Origin of the sequence: Microbulbifer zhoushanensis, assembly GCF_021729055.1 — a bacterium.
GTDB lineage: Bacteria > Pseudomonadota > Gammaproteobacteria > Pseudomonadales > Cellvibrionaceae > Microbulbifer > Microbulbifer zhoushanensis.
Window position 1 is genome coordinate 18,338 of the sequence record NZ_JAJSAO010000009.1, and the last position, 23,497, is coordinate 41,834.

General features: G+C 61.0%; 19 protein-coding genes. 7 read left to right on the forward strand and 12 right to left on the reverse strand.

Annotated elements, in window-relative coordinates; all coding sequences use genetic code 11:
- Window positions 1-29 precede the first annotated feature (29 nt).
- A complete protein-coding gene (locus LVD10_RS16800) occupies window positions 30-1,625 on the forward strand; it encodes a sensor histidine kinase (protein WP_237064379.1) in 1,596 nt (531 codons plus the stop codon).
- 90 nt (window positions 1,626-1,715) lie between these two features.
- Window positions 1,716-3,173, forward strand: a complete 1,458-nt coding sequence (locus LVD10_RS16805; RefSeq protein WP_237064381.1) for a sigma-54-dependent transcriptional regulator — start codon at window positions 1,716-1,718, stop codon at window positions 3,171-3,173.
- 66 nt (window positions 3,174-3,239) lie between these two features.
- On the opposite strand, the gene LVD10_RS16810 is transcribed toward LVD10_RS16805, so the two are convergent.
- The 6 genes from LVD10_RS16810 to LVD10_RS16840 are packed head-to-tail and all read right to left on the reverse strand — an operon-like array spanning window position 3,240 to window position 10,613.
- On the reverse strand, window positions 3,240-3,662 hold the full coding sequence (locus LVD10_RS16810) for a type IV pilin protein (protein ID WP_369413289.1): 423 nt from the start codon (window positions 3,660-3,662) through the stop codon (window positions 3,240-3,242).
- 18 nt (window positions 3,663-3,680) lie between these two features.
- A complete protein-coding gene (locus LVD10_RS16820; protein WP_237064383.1) occupies window positions 3,681-7,895 on the reverse strand; it encodes a pilus assembly protein in 4,215 nt (1,404 codons plus the stop codon).
- Window positions 7,896-7,914: 19 nt separating this feature from the next.
- A complete protein-coding gene (locus tag LVD10_RS16825; RefSeq protein ID WP_237064385.1) occupies window positions 7,915-8,466 on the reverse strand; it encodes a pilus assembly PilX family protein in 552 nt (183 codons plus the stop codon).
- Window positions 8,467-8,480: 14 nt separating this feature from the next.
- On the reverse strand, window positions 8,481-9,539 hold the full coding sequence (locus LVD10_RS16830) for a PilW family protein (RefSeq protein ID WP_237064387.1): 1,059 nt from the start codon (window positions 9,537-9,539) through the stop codon (window positions 8,481-8,483).
- 11 nt (window positions 9,540-9,550) lie between these two features.
- Entirely contained in the window at window positions 9,551-9,988 is a 438-nt protein-coding gene (pilV, locus tag LVD10_RS16835; RefSeq protein WP_237064389.1) for a type IV pilus modification protein PilV, read from the reverse strand.
- Window positions 9,989-10,001: 13 nt separating this feature from the next.
- Complete coding sequence (locus LVD10_RS16840; protein WP_237064391.1) at window positions 10,002-10,613, reverse strand: GspH/FimT family pseudopilin; 612 nt, start codon at window positions 10,611-10,613, stop codon at window positions 10,002-10,004.
- A 206-nt stretch (window positions 10,614-10,819) separates the two neighbouring features.
- Between LVD10_RS16840 and LVD10_RS16845 the strand changes: the two genes are divergently transcribed.
- A complete protein-coding gene (locus tag LVD10_RS16845; protein WP_237064393.1) occupies window positions 10,820-11,335 on the forward strand; it encodes a GspH/FimT family pseudopilin in 516 nt (171 codons plus the stop codon).
- Between the two features lie 33 nt (window positions 11,336-11,368).
- On the opposite strand, the gene ispH is transcribed toward LVD10_RS16845, so the two are convergent.
- From ispH to murJ, 6 genes are all read right to left on the reverse strand, one after another.
- Window positions 11,369-12,313 carry a 4-hydroxy-3-methylbut-2-enyl diphosphate reductase gene (gene ispH / locus LVD10_RS16850; protein WP_237064395.1) on the reverse strand — a complete coding sequence of 315 codons (945 nt, stop codon included), beginning with the start codon at window positions 12,311-12,313 and terminating at the stop codon, window positions 11,369-11,371.
- Window positions 12,313-12,753 (reverse strand): FKBP-type peptidyl-prolyl cis-trans isomerase, encoded by a 441-nt coding sequence (locus tag LVD10_RS16855; protein ID WP_232940937.1) that lies wholly within the window; start codon window positions 12,751-12,753, stop codon window positions 12,313-12,315. Before LVD10_RS16855 ends, ispH begins: the two co-directional genes overlap by 1 nt.
- Window positions 12,750-13,292, reverse strand: a complete 543-nt coding sequence (lspA, locus tag LVD10_RS16860; protein ID WP_232940936.1) for a signal peptidase II — start codon at window positions 13,290-13,292, stop codon at window positions 12,750-12,752. The genes LVD10_RS16855 and lspA overlap by 4 nt, the downstream gene beginning before the upstream one ends.
- Window positions 13,285-16,089 carry an isoleucine--tRNA ligase gene (ileS, locus tag LVD10_RS16865; protein WP_237064396.1) on the reverse strand — a complete coding sequence of 935 codons (2,805 nt, stop codon included), beginning with the start codon at window positions 16,087-16,089 and terminating at the stop codon, window positions 13,285-13,287. The genes lspA and ileS overlap by 8 nt, the downstream gene beginning before the upstream one ends.
- A gap of 113 nt (window positions 16,090-16,202) precedes the next feature.
- Entirely contained in the window at window positions 16,203-17,189 is a 987-nt protein-coding gene (gene ribF / locus LVD10_RS16870) for a bifunctional riboflavin kinase/FAD synthetase (RefSeq protein WP_233006723.1), read from the reverse strand.
- A gap of 80 nt (window positions 17,190-17,269) precedes the next feature.
- Entirely contained in the window at window positions 17,270-18,877 is a 1,608-nt protein-coding gene (gene murJ, locus LVD10_RS16875) for a murein biosynthesis integral membrane protein MurJ (RefSeq protein WP_255701139.1), read from the reverse strand.
- Window positions 18,878-19,364: 487 nt separating this feature from the next.
- On the opposite strand from murJ, the gene LVD10_RS16880 reads away from it, so the two are divergent.
- The 4 genes from LVD10_RS16880 (at window position 19,365) to rpsT (ending at window position 23,408) form a co-directional block, all read left to right on the forward strand.
- Window positions 19,365-20,063 (forward strand): OmpA family protein, encoded by a 699-nt coding sequence (locus LVD10_RS16880; RefSeq protein ID WP_232940934.1) that lies wholly within the window; start codon window positions 19,365-19,367, stop codon window positions 20,061-20,063.
- Window positions 20,064-20,237: 174 nt separating this feature from the next.
- On the forward strand, window positions 20,238-20,927 hold the full coding sequence (gene pdsR / locus LVD10_RS16885) for a proteobacterial dedicated sortase system response regulator (protein ID WP_232940933.1): 690 nt from the start codon (window positions 20,238-20,240) through the stop codon (window positions 20,925-20,927).
- A gap of 44 nt (window positions 20,928-20,971) precedes the next feature.
- Window positions 20,972-23,026, forward strand: a complete 2,055-nt coding sequence (locus tag LVD10_RS16890; protein ID WP_237064397.1) for an ATP-binding protein — start codon at window positions 20,972-20,974, stop codon at window positions 23,024-23,026.
- 115 nt (window positions 23,027-23,141) lie between these two features.
- Window positions 23,142-23,408, forward strand: a complete 267-nt coding sequence (gene rpsT / locus LVD10_RS16895) for a 30S ribosomal protein S20 (RefSeq protein WP_091517007.1) — start codon at window positions 23,142-23,144, stop codon at window positions 23,406-23,408.
- Window positions 23,409-23,497: the final 89 nt, after the last annotated feature.

Genomic DNA, 23,497 nt, shown 5'->3' on the forward strand with positions numbered 1-23,497 from the left:
AGCGGCATACCAGTATGGGAAGAATAAACGTGAGCAGCGCAGCCCCCTCCCCCAGCAGGCCCGCCCTCCAATACATCGAACTCCTGCGTGTTTACGCTTTCTACCGCGTGGCAATCTCCGTGGTGCTGATGGGGATCTTTACCTCCGACATCAGTCACGGGGCACTGGGCAATACTGTACCGACTCTCTTCCTGAATACCGCCGTTGCTTACGTGGTGCTCAATACAGGCTGGCTTTTGCACCTCCGCAGCACGGGCTACCATTCCAGTGTCGGCCAGGTAGCCCTGATGCTCGGCTGCGATATCCCGGCGTTCCTCACTATGATCCACGCGAGTGGCGGCCTGACATCCGGGCTGGGCTACCTGCTCCTGATAAACTGCGCGGCCGGCTCCCTGCTGCTGGATCGGCGACTGGGCGCTTTTTTCGCGGCGCTGACCAGCAGTGGCGTGATTGCCCAGCAGGTTTACGGACTGGTAGCTGGCACTGCAGCTTCCCGGGACATTGTCGCCGCAGGCAGCCTGGGAATCCTGCTGTTCCTTGCGGTCAGCGGGCTGCAATACCTGTCGGGCATGATCAATATGGCCACCTGGCGCGCCGACCAGCAGAGCCGCCACGCGGCCCACCTGCAGCGCCTGGCACAGCAAATCATCGAGCGTATGCGCACCGGGGTGCTGGTACTGAACTCTGCGCAGAAAACGGAGCTGGCCAACCAGGCCGCCCTGCGCCTGACCGCCAACCGGATGCAACCCGGCACCGATCTGCACGAGGCCATGCTGTCCGCCTTGAGGGAATGGAAGCGGGATCCGGGACGCAATGGACAGCTGGTGAAACTCGATGGTGGCAGTGAGTTACGACTCAGCTTTGCCAACCTGCGACGTGAGCATGGTGACAACACGCTGGTTTTTGTCGATGACAATCGCAAGCTGAACCAGGAAGCGCAGAAGCTCAAGCTCGCTTCACTCGGTCACCTCACCGCGTCTATCGCTCACGAAGTACGCAACCCCCTCGGCGCTATCAGCCATGCCGCACAGCTCCTCACGGAGTCCTCGACACTTTCCGCGGATGACCGCCACCTGACAGAAATCATTTGCCGGCACAGCGAGCGGGTCAACCAGATCGTCGAGAATGTGATGCAGCTCTCCAGGCGCCGGGCCCCAGAGCCGGAGTTGCATGAGCTGGGCTACTGGGTCGAGCGCTTTATCGCCGACTATCGTATCGGTATGCCAGCGGACGCCAGGATAACGCTGGAACTGCCAGACGGGCCGCTTTCCGCCCGCTTTGATAGTGCGCAACTTGCGCAGGTGGTTACCAACCTGTGCAACAATGCTCTCGTACATTCCCGCCAGGATACCCAAGTGCCGGAATTCGAGCTTCATGTCTACCGGCACCCGGGTCGGGACTGCGCAATCCTAGATGTGATTGATTCGGGCCCGGGCGTGCCCGAGCAATACCGGGAACAGATCTTTGAGCCGTTTTTCACCAACGGCCAGGGCGGCAGCGGGCTGGGTCTCTATATCGCCCGGGAATTGTGCGAGTCCAACCAGGCGAGCCTGCAATACTGTAACGATGCCAGCAACCGCAGCTGCTTCAGGATCGAATTCGCCCATGCCAGGAAAGTATTCTGATCACAGCACCAAGTTGACTGGATCCCGCCCTGATCTGGCATAATTCGGGTATAGACCGCTCACCCATACCAAAAATAAAGCGCACACTCTATGCAGCCTCTTGCACTGGTCGTCGATGACGAGCCGGACATCTGCGAGCTCCTGACCATGACCCTGGGGCGGATGGACGTCAACAGCCATACCGCCAACAGCCTGGGGGAAGCCCACCGGCTCCTCGGTCAGCACCGCTACGATTTTTGCCTTACTGACATGCGCCTGCCAGACGGGGACGGACTGCAACTGGTGCGCCATTTACAGGAACATACAACGCAGCACGGAGACCTCCCGATCGCGGTAATTACAGCCCACGGCAGTATGGATACCGCCATCGACGCGCTGAAACTGGGCGCCTTCGACTTTGTCAGCAAGCCGGTCAACCTGGAGCGGTTACGCGCCCTGGTGCAACTGGCCCTGCGACTCGACCGCCGTGAAATTGTCGCCAATGACAGTATGCACAGCCGGCTGCTCGGGCAGGCACCGGTAATGCAGCAGCTGCGCCAGCGGATCGCCAAGGTTGCACGAAGTGATGCACCTGTTTATATCAGCGGAGAATCTGGCTCCGGCAAGGAGCTGGCCGCCCGCTCCATACACGAACAGGGAGCGCGAGCTGACAAGCCCTTTGTCCCCATTAATTGTGGCGCCATTCCCACCGAGCTGATGGAGAGTGAGTTTTTCGGCCATCGCAAGGGGAGCTTTACCGGGGCGCATAGGGACAAGGCGGGTCTTTTCCAGAGTGCGGCAGGCGGCACCCTGTTCCTCGACGAAGTTGCCGACCTGCCCCTTGAAATGCAGGTGAAGCTACTGCGGGCAATTCAGGAGAAGAGCGTGCGGCCGGTCGGGTCCAGTGAAGAGGTCCCCATTGATGTCCGCATTCTCAGTGCCACGCACAGGGATCTCTCCGCAGAGGTGGCTGCCGGGCGTTTTCGCAGTGACCTTTTCTACCGAATAAATGTAATCGATATCCACGTACCCCCGCTGCGGGAACGCGCCGGGGATATTCCACTACTGGCGCAAACGATCATGCGCCGTATCGCCAGTGAAGCCGGTACCGATATGCCCAGACTGTCGGAAGGCGCTTTTCGGGCATTACAGGAGTACCCTTTTCCCGGCAACGTGCGCCAGCTGGAAAATATACTGGAACGGGCCCTTACTCTCTGTGACCAGCGGCTAATCCAGGCTGACGACCTGCTGCTGGAACCCGCACCCAGCGCGCAAACTGCTTTACCTCGCAGGCATGATAGCGATAGCCCTATCGCAGGGAGCGCTGGGGACGTGCCAGCAAATCGTGCCGCACCACAACTCAATGAAGGTGCCCGAGCCAAGGACTGGCCCGGCTTTAGCTTGGCCCGACATCAATCCCTGGATCATTACCTGCAGGAAATCGAGCGTCAGGTGATCGAAAACGCCCTGGCCGATACCCGCTGGAACAGGACCTCTGCGGCACAGAAGCTGGGCATCAGCTTCCGCTCGTTACGCTACCGGCTGAAAAAACTGGGACTAGAAGACTGAAACCTTATATGAGGACAGCGGACAGAGCTGCTCCCCCATCCGTTTTATTGCTTCAGATGCTCCCGATTACCAGCAATAATCTGTCCCACTACTGCCAGTTACCGAGCGCGTGCCGGTATTAGTCAGCCCGAAGTTACCGCATTTTGTGTCATTTGCCTGGACTCCCACTGCAGTTGCAGTCAGGGTAAAAGTCGTGGCCGTGACATTGGTGGCACTGATGGTATAGAACCCTTCCTGGGAGTCTATGGTGTTGCCATCGGTCAACTGATCCTCCACCGCGCAATTATCATCGTTATAGGCACTGTAAACGGTAAAACAACGCTGCAGGCGCTGGGAAACATCACCCAGCATAGCCTTGGCATCAGCACGCCGCCCCTTATTCACAGATTCCTGGTAAGAGGGATATGCAATACTGGCTATTACTCCGAGTATCGCTACAACGATAAGTATTTCAATCAGGGTAAAACCCTTCTGGTTCCTGTTTGACACTTTCACACTATCCTCAGGTTATCGTATCTGTCGCCACGACATCCGCCCCACGGAGCCCGCGGGCAGGTCGCCACTCTCCACACTCGGCTGTCCCTTGATATCACTGGCTGGGAGGTAAGCTTTTTCACCTGCGGTGATGACACTGGAATAGCCAATGATTGCATAATCCAGTGATGTACCAGCCTCACCGAAAATCGAGTGACCTTCATAACGGTCCCCTACCCCACTCAACTCCATGCGCCAGCCACTTCCACCAAAGGCACAGGGATTCGAGGAAGTAATCAGGCTCGGGAAGATCAGCCGATCGAACAAGAGCAGCGGCTTACTGATCACCCTTTCGCCAGTAACGACCGCACTACCGGTGGCCGGATCTGTGTAAGCCAGGTCCATATACCACCCATCGTAGCTATCTGCCCACCAGGAGGTATCACCGTCGTTGTCGACTTCCCGGGTTGTCGCGGTCTGGGTGGAAATCACTTTTTCAAACAGGCTGTCGCGGTCGGGGATATTTTCTCCCTGGTCAGCAAGCGCATAGACGCTCTGGATTACGGTGCCGGCGCTGTTATCCGAGTCGGCCAGGTAGCTGCCCGTACCGAAATAAACCATGGTGGCATTTTCCTTTTTCGGGTTCAGCCCCAGGGTCGGTGCACTGGTGATAGGTTGCGGTATAAGGGTGCCGGAACCATCATCATAAGCCGCTGTAAACAGCGGTAAGTCGGTACTGCCCTGGCTGATGGCAACGTCCCAGTTATTGTTATTGTTCGCGGTCAGGTCGAACTTCCACATATTACCCAGCAAGTCGCCCGCATACGCGTAATCCACGATACCGTCATTACCGGGCTTCAATGCAGGTGCAGCCAGGCCATTGGAGCCGCTTCCGTCCGTGGCTATGGCCTGAGATTCCGCAAACGGAGCCTCCAGGTCGATCACCAGCAGCTCTGCAGTCTCATTGGCAGAATTGTAGCCGTTGCCCAGGATCACCTTCCAGCCATCCCCCGTCGGGGCGATTACGGGCTTGCCAGTGGCATTACCCAGCTCAGGCATTTGTGCCGGGGTAATCTCGAACAGCACATCACTTTCATCGAAGTTGGCCGGATCAGTCACATCCAGGGCAAAAAGTCCGCGTCCACCGGCTCCCAGCGTGCCTACCAGGATATTGCGCCACTGGCCATTGATATAGGCATCGCCGACGAACAGGGGGCCATCCACGCTGTACTTATGTGGGTTCTCCGGGGAACCATAGTTGGGCAGGGTCAGGTTTTTCAGTTTGTCGTAGATCCCGGACGGGACATACGCAAAGAGCTCGTTCCCCGTCAATGCATCAAACGCATGCAGCATCCCGTCGTTGGAGCCAACGTAAACCACCTCGCGGCGACTCTCTTTATAGGTGGCAACATAGTTCAGATACGCCAGGCCACCGAGCTCTTCGGGCAGGCGCTGGAAGCCAAAGCCTTTCTGCGAGCCAAATACCGGTGAAGAATTAACAATATCACCCAGTGGGGTGGTGCGCTCGCGCAGCCCCGGGATACTTTCACCACGGAGCCAGTTCAGGGCATTCTGGCCTTCCGCAGCAGATGCGCCCAGACTGGACTGCTGCGCGGCAGTGAGGTTATCCCACAGGAACTCGGTACCGGCAGTGCCATTATGGGTAAAGATCTCCCGATCGGCCGGCGCGGCAAAATCCGCAGCTTCTGTTCTCCAGAGGTAATCACCGATACTCCCATCTGCATTCAGCTTGATCGCCCGGATTTCACCGCTCCAGTCACCACTGTTGAACAGCGCCTGGTAGATGGCAGTATCCGTCCCCAGCCGGGTCGAATTGGTGGCGACTGCAGAGGCTGAACCAATATCAGAAGCGACCTGTTCCAGCGCTGCCCCGAGGTTTTTCTCAAGTTCCGCCGGATCAATCGCAAAGTAGTAGGACTCAGGTGCCGCAGCGGCGATCTCCGCATCGGTCAGGGCATCGTCACTATAGCCACCCCACTTGGCGGCGTAATAAAGCGGCGTCTGAAGCAACTCAGCACCAGAGCTTCCGACACTGAAAGTTTCCGTACGCTTATTTGCTTCACTTACATCGCAGGCGCCCTGCCACCCGCTGCTCAGACAACTACAGGTCGCACCGTCATCACCACAGCTGCTAATGGTGCTTGAGGAAACATACTCAAAACCATTGATACCCGAAAAAGCATGGAAGCCATCCTGGGTGGTACCGCCGATCACAAAACCGAAGCCCATCGGATTGGGGGTTGACTGCGCGATTACAGTGGTGCTCACCTTGACCGTCGCCGTATCAACCTCATAGTCGATGACGCCCCACATATCCTGGTCAAAATCACCACCCTGCTCACTGTCTTCCCAGTTCACATAGAGTTTACCGGTCCCTCCAGCAATATCCTGAGAGACAATTTTGAAATCGACAATAGCGCAATTACCACCGGTAGCTGAATTTCGGCATGCAGGTAATATCGAGATGGTTTTTCCTGCATCCCCGGGGACGGGCACCCTCACTTGTGGTACTGAAGGTGCCAGGGCAACGCCGAAAGTCCGCACTGTCTGGTCACCAGACAAATCACTGCGGATGCTGTTGCTCCTGGCATAGCGCGCCAATCCGACAATATCGTAGGTACCCTCGAGACGCGGGGCGTCCGGACAGGTACCGGCTACCCCGGAAAGGCTGGCAACCGTCTTGGGGGTACACAGTTGGTTGTCTGCCGCTCCGCTCTCGCCAACAAAGTATTCATTACCATGAATACCCTCGGCCACACCCACCTGATTGGTCCAGGTATCGATGGATCCGATCGAAGCCAGGTCGTTTGCCGGTGTCGTCTCACCATCATAGGAGCTGGTTGAAGCATTAAACTGGATGACATTCAAGGGTGCGCAGTAGTTATCGCTGCCCAGGGGGTCCTCCCAGGAAGGTGACGTAAGGCCTGAGATATAGGAAGAGTCATCGTCATTGTAGTCGCCAGTAGAGTCCTTGCCCGCCAGATAACGCAGGGACTCCAGGTAGATCTCCGACTGCGGGTTGCCCCAGTTGGAACAGCGGCCATCGGCAAAGGAACTCAGGCCATATGGACAGTTATCGCCACCTGAGGTGGACCGGTTGTAGTAGCCCTGGCCATAGTCATATCCATACAATCGCAGTGCGTCGAGAGTATCAATAATTGAACCTGTGCCGGTTGACTCAAAAGTGCCATCTGTGGCGACATTAACTTCGTCGGAAATGTCCCCGATATTCTTGCGCAACAGGCCGCCAGACTTGTTCTTGGCATAGGAACCGGTCATCAGGCCGAAGAGAATTTCACCTTTCTCACCGTATTTCTGCAGCAGCCCTGAAGGTTTGGCATTACCGTCCGGATAAGAGCGGCAATTGTCTTCGAGCATACCTTCTTTACAGACTTCTACACGGACATTGTACTCGCCGAGCTTGTCACCATTATCGCCATCAGAAGGGCTCGAGTCATAGGCATTAATACCGCTGGAGTTTTTATCGTTCCCGTTACTCGCAACACCCCAACGACATTGCCAGCGCTCGTTACTGGCCCATAGGGAATAGTTACCCTTGGCAACCCGTAACAATGGGGGGCTATTCACACTCTGCGAAAAGCCGCTACCCGATGTGGTATTACAAAAAGTAATACCATCTTTCACTCGATCTGCCGTTACGGAGCCCCGGTCTGCCGCATAGGGAGTCAACTCGGCAATATCACTACCTTCATAATGCTTGGCGAAGGAATGCGCATCGTGCGGCAGGAAAGCACGCTCAAGCACTGTCGTATCGGCGGTATCAGTGGAACGGGTTCCGCCATACAGGATTTTGCGAACGGTATCGATACGGGTCATGGTGGCCCAGTTCAGGAAATTACCACTCCACTGGCCGGTTGCACTGCCCGCATTACAGTACTTGCTATCTGTTTTCGCTGCCGGGGTAAAGACCCCGCCAGTGTAGGAATAACATGTGTAGCTATCGAAGTAGCCATAATATTCATGCTCGTGCACATAAGTGGTATCGGCGATGCCGTCACCGGTAATGTCACTGTAGTCATCGTACGCTTTGAAGAACAGCTGATGGTCATTGGACATATTCAGCATGACGATAGGTCGTACGGGCTGGGACAGAAACAGGGGAGTCTGGGCCAGCTCCAGGGAATAGGCGCTATGCGCAACCCCGATGCTCAAAAAGCCGGTCACCAGTGCGAAAGCCTGTTTCCTGAGTGCAGCGATTATTTTCATGATGTTATCCCCTCACTGCCTATCGTTTGAATGTGGACTGAATGATAACGACAGCGTTTGCGGTACCGCCGACTCCACGGCTGGTAACCCGGTAATAGATAATTTCTTCCTGGTTAAGCGTACTCTGGAAATCAATCGCACCACCATCGGTGCCGGTAGCTGCTGTTGCGGTGATTTCCTCGATGACGTACCGTGGTGGCTCAGCGACCCGATCGAGCTCCAGGTCGGTCTCGACGGATTCGGTATCCCAGCCATGGGTATTCCAGTAACCAGAGTTACGGGAGCCATCGAGCTCCACGTAGTAGCCTGCTACGGTGCCATCAAAACTTGGCAGCACCGCCTGGTTCAGCACCTCTTCCGCCTCCCGCAGGCCGGCCTCGGCCGCCTGGAAAGCGAGATTGCGATCCCGCATGTTACCAGCCATCAACTCCTGCATTTCACTGCCGCGCATGGCGGCCATGGCCACTACGGTCATCAGCAGCAACATCACCAGCCCGACTATCAACACCGCCCCGCGCTGGGAAGAAAGCATGCGAGCCTGTGGCAGGGCCCCGCGGTTCTGTCTCTTCATTTCATTGGCTCCTGTTACGGCAGGCGACTGCGAATTCCAATGGTGTTGACAAACACCTGGCGCAGTCGGCGATCGGTCGGCGTTACATCCGAGCCTGCATATGTGTAGGGCTGCGGATCCGGCACGACATTGTCATCAGTACTACGCACCAGGAGTTCAACCCGGACACTGAGGGCCTCGTCCCACGCACTGGCAGCTTCGAGCACACCACCATCCACATAGGTATCGGGCACATCGTCCCCATCCGTATCCCGACCATAGGTCAGTTGCATGTCCTGCACGCCCTCGAGCAACGCCTGCGGGGTCTGGTTGCCGATTTGCCGGAACAGCGCCGGCTCTCCGCTGGCCTGGTCGGCCAGGTAATAGATCATGGTATTGACGTTGATAATCTCAGAATCCGGGCCGAAGGACTCCGAAGGGTCCCCGGACGAGCCCCCCCAGGAACTGAGTGCATTCCCCGGGGTATAGGTACCACCGGAGGAGTTTCCCGAATGAACCACATTGATTTCCACCCCACCGGTATCCTGCAGGTTAGTGGCTTGGAACACCCGCGCTTTCTGGCAGTCAGCCACCACCAGGATATCGCCAATGCACAGGCCACTGATACTTGCCTGGCCTGTACCGCAACCGTTGGGGTCTGTACCCGTATCTTCCGCGAACAGCTGCGAGCTATCGTTATTTTTCTCGACACCGACACCGAGTCCGTTGGCGCTGCGAACTACCAGGATATCGCTACCAACGATAGCCGCCGGATAATCTGCCGTCCCAGCGGTATAATCATCGAGCCCCTCAATACCGACATTGAACCTGTACGCCAGCTCATCGGAATCATTCAGCGTATTGGTGAAACTCATATTGCGGCTCATGCAGCCCATATAACCCGCCATACGAATATCCTGGGCCAGGAATTCCATCGCCAGCCGGCCTGTCTCCTGAACTCTGGAAAGGGCCTGCTGGGTAGAGAAGGTCACCCGGCTGGAAAGGAACAGCTGCACCACGCCGGTCATCAGGACCACACCAATAGCCAGGGCGACCAGCAACTCAACCAGCGAAACCCCCTGTTGTCTGCGCATTGCGTCGCTCCCTAGATTTTTGTTGTGTACTGGAAAGTGGTTGAGTCTTCACTCTCCTCGCCAGAGCTGTTCTGCTCCGACCAAGTGATTTCGATCGTGCATAGCCGTTGTGCCGCATCACATTCAATCCCGCCATCCCCATCGGGAAGCGAATCACTAACCGAGTCGTGCCACTCGATCAGGTCATCCTTTACCAGAGTTCCACCGCTACCGGGCGGATCAGAATCAAGGTCGAGGTTGTAATCCGACATTCTGGCACGGTTAAGGCGTACGCGATCCAGAAGGTCATAGGCAAGGATATTTGCCTGCGAGCGAAGGTAGGCACTGTGGTTATACTGCAGGGAGGCAGCCTGCATCGCCGCCAGCCCCAGAAGCGAAGTCGAAAGAATCAGCACTGTGACCATGACCTCGATCAGGCCCGCACCACGCTGCCCATTGAACAAGCTCATCGCATCCCCCTCCTCAAGGACAGTCGCTATAGGCTGCATTTAGCAGCCCAGCGACACCCACGGTAATAGTCCGTGCCGAATTACCTGTACAACCGGAGATTCTGGCATTGACAGTGATTTCCCCATTATCTGCCCGCCCGAGTATTCCGAGTCGATTGAAACGAATAAAACCGGCAGCTCCGCCATTCTGTTGAACATTCACCACGGCATTGGGATTGGGCGCTCCCCAGCTGCGCACCACCTCATCGACGACCACCGCATTGGCCACGTCCGAGGTGGCATCATCAGTAACAACCATCCACCCGTCGGTCCAGTTATTACTGCAGGTTGCTCCGTCGGCACTGGCACAAATTGATACGCGGCTACCACGACGCACCGCCTCCGAGCGCGCAAGATTCAGTGCGCTGGTCAGCTCCTCACTCAATGCTGCGGTCTGGGTGCTGCGAACTACGCTGGTGAAACTGGGGGCAGCAATTGCAGCCACGATCGCAATAACCGCCACAGTAATCATCAACTCGAGGAGCGTGAAGCCCCGCTGGTGCTGTGTCATGCCTGATTCGGCCTCTCCGGTATTGTTTTTGTATGGACTTGAATCGTATTGCCCTAGCTCACTCAATTTTCTCAAATCTCTTGACCAATGTGCCGGGGATCCAGTCACATTGCTGTTGATGCAGCAGGGGGAAATTATCTTGACCAAAGCGTACCAATGGGCCGGGGATTCCAGGAAGGATGGACCGATGAACGGTCAGGACTAACCGATCGGCGGCAGGGGTACGGCTTCCCCTTGGGCTCCCATGCTCAAATACACACCAATTCCAGGGAGGATAGACAATGCAGCAGCAGGGAATGACGCTGATGGAACTGATACTGACCGTCGCCATTATGGCGCTACTGGCAGCGATCGCCATCCCCAATTTTGCCCGCCAGGTCGAGCAGCATCGCACCAGAAGTACCACGGAGGAAATCATGGCGGCGATCCAGCTGGCGCGCACCAGTGCGGTGACACAAAACCAGCGGGCAACATTGCGCAACCGGGGAAGCTGGCAAGCCGGCTGGCAGGCGTTCACCGACTCCAACAATAATGGCCAGCTCGACGCCGGCGAGCGCGAGCTGTTCAGCAGCGGCCCGGTGAGCGGTGTCCGGGTGAGCGCCAACCAGCCATTGAGAAACTACATCTCATTTATCGGTACCGGCGAAGCCCGATATGCTGGCTCAGCAGGTGGTGCTTTTCAGGCCGGGACCATGGAGATCTGCAGCGAATCACTGGATAGCGGTTTCAGCCTGGTGCTGGCCCGTAGCGGCCGGGTAAGGATTTCCCGGCTGACTGCAGCCGAATGCAGCGATTGAGCCGATCGCAAACTGCCTGCTCCGTAACGGAAATCAGTCCTGGCCGCGCAATTCTCGCGGCAGGGAAAAACTGATGTTTTCCTCGCGCCCGCTCATCTCCTGCGGCAACTCGGCCCCGAGTTCCTGCAGGCGATCGACGACCCCCTGCACCAATACTTCCGGGGCAGAAGCTCCCGCGGTCAGGCCGATACGCTGCTTGCCCTCAAGCCAGGCCGGATCGATATCGCCGGCACCGTCGATCAGCTTGGCCGTCGCGCCACAGCGCTCGGCCAGCTCTCGCAGGCGATTCGAATTGGAGCTGTTGGGGCTACCCACTACCAGCACCAGGTCACTCTCCAGCGCCAGCTGCTTGACCGCGTCCTGGCGGTTCTGGGTGGCATAGCAGATATCGTCCTTGCGCGGGCCGCGGATATTCGGGAAGCGTGCACGCAGGGCATCGATAACCCTGGCGGTATCGTCCATGGACAGTGTGGTCTGGGTGACGAAGCTCAGGTTGTTCTCATCCTGCACCTGCAGGCGGGATACATCTTCCTCGTTTTCCACCAGGTAGATAGCACCACCGCCGCTGGTGTCGTACTGGCCCATGGTGCCTTCCACCTCCGGATGGCCGGCATGGCCGATCAGGATGCACTCGCTGCCGTCGTTACTGAACTTGCTCACCTCCATGTGGACCTTGGTGACCAGCGGGCAGGTGGCATCGAAGACACGCAGGCCGCGCTCTTCCGCCTCGCGCTGCACCGCGCGGGAAACACCGTGGGCGCTGAAGATAACGATCACATCGTCGGGCACCTCGGACAGCTCATCGACGAAGACTGCCCCGCGATCACGCAGGGTATCCACCACGAACTTGTTGTGCACCACTTCATGGCGCACGTAAATGGGCGCCCCGAATACATCCAGGGCGCGGTTGACGATATCGATTGCCCGGTCCACACCGGCACAGAAGCCACGCGGGTTGGCAAGGCGTATTTCAGTCATCAGTTCACCGAAGCCACTTCAATGATTTTCACATGGAACATCAGGGTCTGGCCGGCAAGGGGGTGATTGAAATCCACCTCCACTTCATCGTCACCCACCTCGCGGATGACACCGGGCAGCTCACCACTACCGTTGTCGAAAGAGACTACCAGCCCCGGCTCCAGTTCCATATCCGGCGAAAAGTGATCGCGCCGCACTTTCTGGATGTTGGCCGGGTTGCGCTGGCCAAAGCCGGCCTCCGGGGCAATCTCGATCTCAGCCTCGTCGCCGGCCTCGAGGCCGAACAACGCCCGCTCGAAACCCGGCAGCAGGCTGCCATCACCGACGGAAAAAGAGGCGGGCTCCCCCTTGAAGGTGGAGTCTACCTCGGTGCCGTCATCCAGCTTCAGGCTGAAGTGCATCGTTACCCGGCTGTGCTCGCCGATCACGTGGTCAGTCATGCTTTCTCTACTTCTGAATCTTTTTTGCCCGAGGCGTCATCGCTCTCGGAGAAAAACAACAGCTCGATTACCAGCATTGCGGCACCGACGCTGATGGCCATATCGGCCACATTGAAAACCGGGAAGCTCCAGGTGTTGTAGTAAACGGAAATAAAATCCCGCACATAACCCAGCACCATGCGATCCCACAGGTTGCCCAGGGCCCCACCCAGGATCAGGCCCAGGGCGCACGGCTCCCAGCGCTTTGCCGCCGGCAGGCGCCACAGCCAGATGGAAACCATAATGCTGAAGCCGACCGCCACAACACCAAAGAACCAGCGCTGCCACCCCCCGGCATCAGCCAGGAAGCTGAACGCCGCACCGTAGTTCTCCGCATAGGTGAACTGGAGCAGCCCCGGAATGATCTGGAACGGCGGCCCACTGCGAAACTCGCCCACGGCCCACACCTTGGTGGCGATATCGATCGCGATTACCAGCAGCGCCAGCCAGTACCAGCGCCAGGGATGCCCGAACAATCCGGGCCCGCGCGACTCAGGCATAGTGACGCTCCTCACCGGCGCCTTCCACGTTCTCCACGCAGCGGCCACAGATTTCCGGGTGTGCCGCGTTTGCACCCACGTCCTCGCGGTAATGCCAGCAGCGCGCGCACTTGGGATGGTCCACCTTGCGCACTTCCACTTTCAGTCCGTCCAGCTCGGTGGCATGCGCACCGGCGGCATCGCTCAGGCGCTGTACCGAAGTGGAGGAGCAGATGAGAACGAAACGCAGCTCATCCTGCAGTTCGAGCAGTTTCTCCCGCAGGTCATCGTCAGCATAGAGTGTCACTGCTGCCTGCAGGGAGCCGCCGATATTGCCAGCCGCGCGCTGCTCCTCGAGCACCTTGTTCACCGCGGTTTTAACCGCGGCGATCGCCGCCCAGTAATCCGCTCCTTTGTCTGCGTCCGCATCCAGCCTTGGCAGGGCGTACCACTCCGCAACAAAGACGCTTTCGCCCTTCTCGCCCGGGATCGACTGCCACAACTCATCAGCGGTAAAGCTGAGGATCGGCGCAACCCAACGGGTGAAGGCCTGCACGATATGGTAGAGCGCAGTCTGGGCCGAGCGGCGCGGGACGCTGTCGGCCTTGGTGGTGTACTGGCGATCCTTGATGATATCCAGGTAGAAGCCACCCATTTCGACCACGCAGAAATTGTGCAGCTTCTGGTAAATCTGGTGGAACTGGTAATTGTCATAGGCCGCGACAATCTCGTCTTGCAGCCGCGCCGCCTTGTCCAGCGCCCAGCGATCCAGTGCCAGCAGCTGGCCCTCCGGCAGCAGGTCAGTGGCCGGGTCAAATCCTGCCAGGTTTGACAGGAAGAAACGGGCGGTATTGCGCAGGCGCCGGTAGGAATCCGCGGTACGCTTGAGGATCTCGTCGGACACCGCCATTTCGCCACTGAAATCGGTGGCGGCAACCCACAGGCGCAGTACGTCCGCGCCCAGTTTGTTGATGACATCCTGGGGCGCCACGGTATTGCCGATCGACTTGGACATCTTGCGGCCCTCGGCGTCGACGGTAAACCCGTGGGTAAGCACCTGCCGGTAGGGAGCACAGTCGTTGATGGCAATGGAGGTCTTCAGCGACGACTGGAACCAGCCGCGGTGCTGGTCAGAGCCTTCCAGGTACAGGTCCGCCGGGAAGCGCAGGTCATCGCGGCGCTCCAGTACGGCAAAATGCGTCACGCCGGAATCGAACCAGACATCCAGGGTATCGGTCACTTTCTGGTAGTGCTCCGCATCGCTGCCCAGCAGCTCCGCCGGGTCCAGGTCGAACCAGACATCCATACCCTCCGCGTCCACGCGTTCCGCCACCTTCTCCATCAGCGCCGGGGTATCCGGATGGATTTCGTGTGTCTCCTTGTGCACGAACAGGGCAATGGGTACGCCCCAGGTGCGCTGGCGGGAGATACACCAGTCCGGGCTGGCGTCCAGCATGGCATCGATACGGGCCTTGCCCCAGCCGGGAATCCACTGCACCTGGTCGGCGGCCTTCTGTGCATGATCCAGCAGGTCGTTCTGCTGCATGCTGATGAACCACTGCGGCGTGGCGCGATAGATCAGCGGTGTCTTGGTACGCCAGCAGTGCGGATAGCTGTGCACCAGTTTGTCCTGGTGCAGGAGCACGCCTTTCTCTTTCAGGAGGTCAACGATCTGTTCGTCCACCTTGTAGACATGCTCACCGGCAAACAGGGGCACACTGTCGCGGTAGACACCGTTATCGTCGACGTAATTGAGGGTCTCGATACCGTAACGCTTGCCCACCAGGAAATCGTCCGGGCCATGGTCGGGGGCGGTGTGGACACAGCCGGTACCCGCATCGGTGGTGACATGGTCACCCAGCACGATGGGAAGCTCCTTGTCGTAGAAGGGATGGTGGACCTTCAGGTGCTCCAGTGCGGCACCGCGGATATGGCCCACAACCTCGCCCTCGAGGCCCGCGCGCCCCAGCACTGCATCTTTCAGGTCCTCGGCTACCAGCAGGCGGCGTTCCCCCACCTGCACCACGACGTATTCCAGCTCAGCATTGACCGATACCGCCTGGGAAGACGGCAGCGTCCAGGGGGTGGTGGTCCAGATCACCACTGACAGAGGCCCGTCACCGGCGTGGCCGCCGGCGGCATCGGCGATCGCCAGAGCGGTCTCTTCGGTTACCGGGTAGCAGACGTCGATGGAGAAGGAGGTCTTGTCCTGGTACTCCACTTCCGCCTCGGCCAGGGCCGAGCCGCCTACCACACTCCAGTAGACTGGCTTGAAACCGCGCGCCAGGTGACCATTTTTTACAATGCGGCCAAGGGCACGGATGATGTCACCCTCAAACTGGTAATCCATGGTGCGATAGGGATTGTCCCATTCGCCGAACACCCCCAGGCGGATGAAATCTTTCTTCTGCCCCTCCACCTGCTTCGCGGCGTAGTCGCGGCACTTCTGGCGGAAAGTGCGATGATCCACCTTGGCCCCTGCCTTGCCGACTTTTTTCTCGACCCGGTGCTCAATAGGCAGGCCGTGGCAGTCCCAGCCGGGCACATAGGGGGCGTCAAATCCACTCAGGGTCTTCGACTTGACGATGATGTCCTTGAGGATCTTGTTGACCGAATGACCGATATGGATGTCGCCGTTGGCGTAGGGCGGGCCGTCGTGCAGGATAAACTGCTCGCGTCCGGCACGGGCCGCACGGATTTTTTCGTACAGCTTGCCGTCCTGCCATTTCTTCAGGGTCTTGGGCTCCCGCTGCGGCAGGTTGCCGCGCATCGGGAAGTCCGTGGCGGGCAGGTTGAGTGTCGCTTTGTAATCGGTCATTGGGTGTCTGCTTAAATCTAGACGGTTAAGAAATCTGCAGGGGCAAACCTTGTCGCCCCTCTCAGGTTACGTTCTGGGCAGCTGTGTTACGCCCGGACAGGGCGAGCTTGCCCCTAGGGGTGCTGCCTGAACCAGGCCTTGGCGTCCTCAATATCCTGGGCGATCCGATCGCGGAGGATCTCCAGCGAGTCGAACTTCTCTTCGTCCCGCAGTTTATGGCAGAACTCCACTGCCAGTTCACGCCCGTAGAGGTCCCCGTCAAAATCGAACAGGTTGACTTCCAGCAGTGCCTGGGCGCCCTCGCCTTCCACTGTGGGACGAAAGCCCACATTGGCCACACCATTCAGCTGCCGGCCCCCCGGGGCCAGCTCACTGCCATCAGTGGCTGTCACCCGCACGGTATATACGCCCACCAGCGGCGAGCGGTAGCGGTGCAGGCGCACATTCGCCGTGGGCGCGCCCAGCTGGCGCCCCAGCGCCCGGCCCGGCGCCACCCGCCCGGTGATCCGGTAGGGCTTGCCGAGCAGGGTTTCCGCCAGGGCAAAATCACCATCCTGCAGGGCCGCCCGAATCCGGGTGCTGCTGACCCGCTCGCCCTCGATCTCCAGGGTCGCGGTGTCCTCCACGGTAAACCCGTGCGCCGCGCCCGCCTGCTGCAGGAAGCGATAGTCGCCGCTGCGGTCACAGCCGAAGCGGAAATCATCCCCCACTACCAGGTGGTCGATTCCCAGCCCGTCGAGCAGCACCCGCTGCACAAAGGCCTCGGCCCCCAGGCTGCGCAACCGCTCGTTGAACTGCAGGCACAGGACCCGGTCCACGCCGGCGTCGAACAGGGCCAGCACCTTCTCCTTGAAACGCATCAGTCGCGCCGGGGCCTTCTCGCCGGAGAAGAACTCATGCGGCTGCGGCTCGAAGACAATCGCCACCGAGGGCAGGTTTCGCTCGCGCGCGCGCTGGCGCAGCTGCGCGATGATCGCCTGGTGGCCCCGGTGTACCCCGTCGAATGAACCGATGGTGGCCACGCAGCCCCGGTGGCGGGGGCGCAGGTTATGCAACCCGCGAATCAGTTCGCGCTCGGCGGCCAATGCTGCTTTCTCCATGGTCACAAAATCGAACGCCGCAGTATACCGGATTCCCGTGACCCGGTCAGTGGGCCCGCACCCCCTGGGCGGGCCCGGGTTCAGTCGCTGACGGCGCGGAAATGCCGCGGCCGCAGGCCGGCAAACAACAACACCAGGCCGTAGGTACCAGCCCCGGCGGACACCAGGGCCGCCATGCGCCAGCCCCGCTGCCACCAGCTCCAGTCACCCCAGTGGGGCCAGAGGAACAGCGCCGCCACCAGTAGCGCTGCCATGGCCAGGTTGGCCAGCAACAGGCGCACCAGGTAGCCACCCCAGCCGGGCTCGGGTCGATAGATGTCATCGCGACGCAGGCCGCGGTAGAGCAGCCAGGCGTTGATCGCCGCTTGCGCCGCGGTAGCCAGCGCCAGGCCCATATGCCCGAGCTGGAAGTAGTGGTGCAGCGGAACCACAAACGCGAGGCTGAGCAGCATCTTGGCGGAGATGGCAATCAGCCCGAAGCGCACCGGGGTATAGGTATCCTGGCGGGCAAAGTAACCCGGCGCCAGCACCTTGATCAGCATGAACGACACCAGTCCCAGGGCGTAGGCACGCAGCGACCAGGCCGCCATTTCCATATCGCGCGGCTCCATCCGCCCGTACTGGAACAGGGTGGTCAGCAGTGGCTCCGCCAGGATCACCAGCGCCACGGCGGCGGGGAACGAGATAAGGGTAACGCTGCGCAGGGCCCAGTCGAGGGTGTGGCGAAAAAGTCGCGGATCGCCGCCGGCGTGATGCCGCGACAGGCTGGGCAGGATAACGGTGCCCACGGCCACCCCGAACACCCCCAGTGGCAGCTCGGTCAGGCGGTCGGAGAAATACAGCCAGGAAACACTGCCCGACGGCAGGAAGGACGCGAGCACCGTATCCAGCACCAGGCTGATCTGGGTCACCGACACGCCGAACAGGGCCGGCGCCATCAGGCGCAGGATCTTACGCACCCCGGGGTAACTCCAGTCCCAGCGGGGCCGCGGCAGCAGGCCCCGGTGCATCAGGAAGGGCAGCTGGAACAGCAACTGCACCACTCCCGCTGCCAGCACCCCCCAGGCCAGCGCCATGATCGGCGGGTCGAACCAGCCGCTGGCCACCGTGGCCGCGGCGATCAACATCACGTTCAACAGCACTGGCGTCAGCGCCGGCACCGCAAACCGGTCGAAACTGTTGAGGATCGAGCCCGCGAAGCCGGTCAGGGAAATCAGCATCAGGTAGGGGAAGGTGATCCGCAGCATATCCGCGGCCAGGGAGAACTTTTCCCGTTCACTGCCATCCCACCACCAGCCGAAGGCAAAAATGCCGGTGATCAGGGGGGCGCAGAGCACCCCGAACAGGGTCACCAGCAACAGCGCCCCGCCCAGCGCACCGGCCACCCGGTCATTCAGCTCCCGGGCGGCGGCCATGCCGCCATTCTGGCGGTACTCTGCCAGCACCGGCACGAATGCCTGGGCAAAAGCACCCTCGGCAAACAGGCGGCGAAAAAAGTTGGGTATCTTGAAAGCGACGAAAAACGCATCGGCGGCATCGCCGGCGCCGGCAAAACGTGCCAGCACCATGTCCCGCGCGAGCCCCATGACACGCGACAGCATAGTCGCGCCGCCCACCACACTGCTGCCCCGCAGCAGGCGGGCGGCACCGGACTTGGGAGGCTGGCTGTCGGCAGTCGGCTGGGACAAAACTGGGCTCCTGCTGGGCTGGGTGAAGTCGCTGGGGGTCGTGGCCGGCAAGTCTACCGCAATTCGCGCTGCGCAGATGCGCGCCGAATTGAGGATCTGTTCCTACCCGTCCCGTGACGGCAAACTATACTCGAAGTGAGATTGTGGCGCGCTGCAGGGGAGTGTCGGCGCGAGGAGGTGATGGATGACATTGAATGCCTTGATTATTGCTCTTGCGCTGGCAGTTTTGCTGTATGTCGCAGTAGTGCTGGGGCCCCGCCCTCCCCGTGTGCGTGTTCGCATAGAGGCGCCGCGGGACCGTCGCTACCGCCGCCTGCATCGCTGAACCCGGCACACTGCCATAATTCGCCACGATTGCGCCGGTAATGGCCACATGAGTGCCATGGCGGCGCCGCCTTGCGGTTGTTCAATAAGTCTCGACCGGGCCGGAAACAGTTCAAGGGCCCACCTAGAGACAAGACTGCAACCACCGCAAGGAGAAAGGACAATGAAAAAGGCAATCATGGCTGTAACCCTGGGCTCACTGATCGCGACCGGCACCCAGGCGCAGGACCACGGACAGCAGACCGAGGGATCCCGGCTGACCCCGGCCAAACAGGCTACGGCCTTTACCGGCGCTGCCATCGCCGGTGCCGCGGTCGGCGGGCCGGTAGGCTTTATTGCCGGTGCGCTGGGTGGCGCCTGGCTGGGCGAGCAGATCAAACAAGCAGAAGAGGCGGATATGCTGGCAACACAACTGAACGCGAGCCGCGTCAAGCTGGGCGACCTGGCACAGGAACTGGACGCGGCGCGACTGTCGGCAAATGACGCCAACAAACTCGCGGCGGACTCACTGCAGTTCCAGCTGCTGTTCACCACCGGCGAGGACCGGCTGGAAGATGCCCAGCTGGCCCAGGTGGCGGCCCTCGCCGACTTCCTGCGTCGCCATCCCGATTTACAGGTGCGCCTGGAAGGCCGCGCCGACCCCCGCGGCACCGATGGCTACAACAATGTATTGTCCGACCAGCGCGCCCTGAGTGTACAGCGCGCTCTGGAAGGCCAGGGCATCGACCCCGCCCGCATCAGCCGCCGCGCCATGGGCTCCACCTATTCCCGGGCGCCCCGGGGCGATGCCGACGCCTACGCCATGGAGCGCCGCGTCGATATCTTCTTTGACCTGCCGGACTCAGTGGCCGGCAACTTCTGACCAGCCCCCGCAGGCGGCCCGGTTTAACTGCGTCGCCTGCGGAAAGCACACTCCGCACCGAAATCCATCACCTCTCCATACCTTCGCGGGCCCACGGCCCGCTTTTTTGGCATGGGCGCCGCTTTGCGGCATGATCAACGGCCACCGAGCGGAAACAGAACAGCTGGAAATCCCATGACCGCCACTATCGCCATTGTCGAAGACGAGCGCGCAATCGCCGAGAACTATCGCGATGCCCTGCGCCGCAGCGGCTATGCCGTCAACCTGTACGAGGCCCGTGCCGAGGCCCTGGAGGCATTCCGCCAGCGATTGCCCGACCTGGCCGTGATCGACGTCGGGCTGGGCGCAGAGGTGGAGGGTGGCTTCGAGCTGTGCCGGGAACTGCGGGCCATGGCCCCGACCCTGCCGATACTGTTCCTCACTGCCCGCGATTCGGAGCTGGATATCATCTCCGGCCTGCGCCTGGGTGCCGATGATTACCTGACCAAGGACATTTCCCTGCCCCATATGCAGGCCCGCATCAACGCGCTGCTGCGCCGGGTCAGTGTCCTGCGTGACCGCTCCGAGGATGGCGAGCGGCTCGAGCAGGGGAACCTGTCCCTCGACGTGTCGCGCCTGCAGTGCCAGTGGCAGGGGCAACCGGTCGAACTCACCGTGACCGAATTCTGGATCGTGCATGCCCTGGCCAAGCGCCCCGGGCACGTGAAATCCCGCGGGCAGCTGATGGAAGCGGCACGGGTGGTGCTCGACGACAACACCATCACATCGCACGTCAAGCGGATCCGGCGCAAGTTCCAGGCCCTGGATCCGGCCTTCGATGCCATTACCACCGCCTACGGCATGGGCTATCGCTGGCAGGCGTGAGCTGCGGCAGGCCCGATGAGTAGAGAACCAATGGAGCCGGGACAGTGAAACTGCGCCGCCAACTGCTGCTGGTCAGCCTGTTCGCCCTGGCCCTGCCCTGGGCCGGCTGCCAGTACCTGCGCCAGGTGGACAGCGCCCTGGCCCAGGGCCAGATGCAGGCCCTGGAAGCCACCGCCAGCGCCGTGGCGGCGCGCCTGGCCAGCGCACCGCAGCTGATCGCACCGGACCCCGAGCGCCCCGGGCGCCCGCCCGGGGCGCAGTTCTACCTGCACCCGCTGCCGCAGCCGCCGCTGCTGGACGGCTACGGTGACGAGTGGCGCTCCTGGCAGCTGCCGCCGCGCCAGCTGCACGCCGGCGACGGATCCCCCCTGGCCCGGGTGACCATGGGGCGTCACGATGCTTACATTTACCTGCTGCTCACAGTCGCCGACGACACGCCCGCCTACCAGGACCCGCGGACGGGCCTGCTCGCCAGCGGCGATGCGGTGGAGATATACACCGGCGGCCGGCACTACACCCTCCCGGTCGCCAGCCAGGGCAGCGCCACCGCCCTGTGGCGCAACCTGCGCCGCGGCACGCGTGAGCGCGAGCTGCGCCTGCGCGGCCGCTGGACCGCCTCTGCGGACGGCTACCAGCTGGAACTGGCCCTGCCCTATTCCCTCACCGACGGGGAATTTGCCCTGGCTATCAGTGACCGCGCTGCCAGCGACGGCGCCACCCCACAGAAGCGCGCCAGTACCCTGCCCGCAGACGGGCGGCCCGGCAGGCTGGTACAGCCACTGCCGGACCTGCAGGCCGAGCTCGAACACTTTGCCCGGCCACAGCTGCAGCTGGTGGTGGTGGACAGCGAGGGATACCGGCTCGCCGCGGTGGGCGAACGGGCCGGCGGCGGGGAACTCGAGCAGCAGCACTGGCTGCGCAACTGGCTCTACCGCCAGTTGCTGTCGCGCACCGCACTGCCGGCAATGCCGGGGGGAAGCCTCCCGGGGGAGCTGGCCCGCGGACGCGACAGGGCGGAACAGTGGTACCAGGGGCCCCGGGAAACCCGCATCGGCGCCGCCGGTGTGCCGGTGATCACCCGTGCCGACAATATCGTCGAGCGACCACTCCTGGGGCGAGTCATCGCCCTGCAGTCCGGCCACGCCCTGCAGTCCCTCACCCAGTCCGCCGCCTACCAGCTGTGGCTGGTGTCCTGCATCGCTGCCGGCAGCGCCCTGCTGTTACTACTCGGCTATGCCAGCTGGCTGTCCTGGCGCATCCGGCGCCTGCACCGGGCGGCCCGCAATGCCGTGGATGCCAGCGGCCGCCTGCGCGGCGACTTCCCGCGGGCGCGCATGAACGACGAGCTGGGCGCCCTGAACCGCGCCTTTGCCAGCCTGCTGCAGGAGCTCGACCAGTACCACCAGTACCTGCGCTCCCTGGCCAGCAAGCTCTCCCACGAGCTGCGCACACCGCTGGCGGTGGTGCGGGGCTCCCTGGACAACCTCAGCGCCGGCGAGCTGGACGAAGATAGCCGGCGCTACGCCGAGCGCGCGCTGGAAGGCAGCGGCCGGCTGTCGGGCATCCTCAACAGCCTGTCGGCGGCCAGCCACCTGGAGGCGAGCATCCGCCAGGCGGAGCGCGAACCCGCCGAGCGCAATCGGGAGGAGTTCGAGCTGGACGACCTGCTGCAGGTACTCACCGACAGCTATCGCGATGCCCATCCCGGGCACCGCTTCCGCCTCGCCTGCCCCGCGGGCGCCCAGCGCTGCTACGGCGCACCGGAGCTGCTGGCCCAGCTGCTCGACAAGCTGGTGGACAACGCCACCAGCTTTGCCCCGGAAGGCAGTGAAATCCTGCTGCAGCTGGAGCGGGATGCCGACGCCTACCGTATTTCGGTGAGTAACGACGGCCCCCTGCTGCCGCCGGGCTTCGCCCACAAGCTGTTCGACTCACTGGTCTCGGTCCGCGACGACGGCAGCCGCGCCGGGCACCTGGGGCTGGGGCTGCATATCGCGCGGCTGATTGCCGACTTTCACGGCGGACGGCTGGAGGCGGCTGACCGCGGGGACTGTAGCGGTGTCATCTTCACCCTGCACCTGCCCCGCCGGGATTCGTGAAGGCGGGAGTGCCATGGTGGTTGACAAACAACCAGCCGTGGCGATAATGTCGCGTCCCGATCGGGCCCCGGCCCGTTAGTTACAGATTTATTGAGATTTCCAACAGGAGCAACCGGTGGCCAATTCACCTCAAGCGAAGAAACGCGCGCGCCAGAACGACAAGCGCCGCAACCACAACGCCAGCCTGCGCTCCATGGTGCGCACCTACATCAAGAAGGTAGTTGCGGCCATCGATGCAGGTGATGCAGAAAAAGCCAAGACTGCTTACGCGGAAGCGGTGCCGGTCATCGACCGCATGGCGGACAAGGGCATTATTCACAAGAATAAGGCCGCCCGTCACAAGAGCCGCCTGAACGCCCAGATCAAGGCCCTGGCCGCCTGATCCCGCGTTTCGCGAGCATCAAAAAGCCCCGCCCTGGCGGGGCTTTTTTGTATCTACCCGTCGGCTCTCCGGCCGCACAAGGCCGCAAG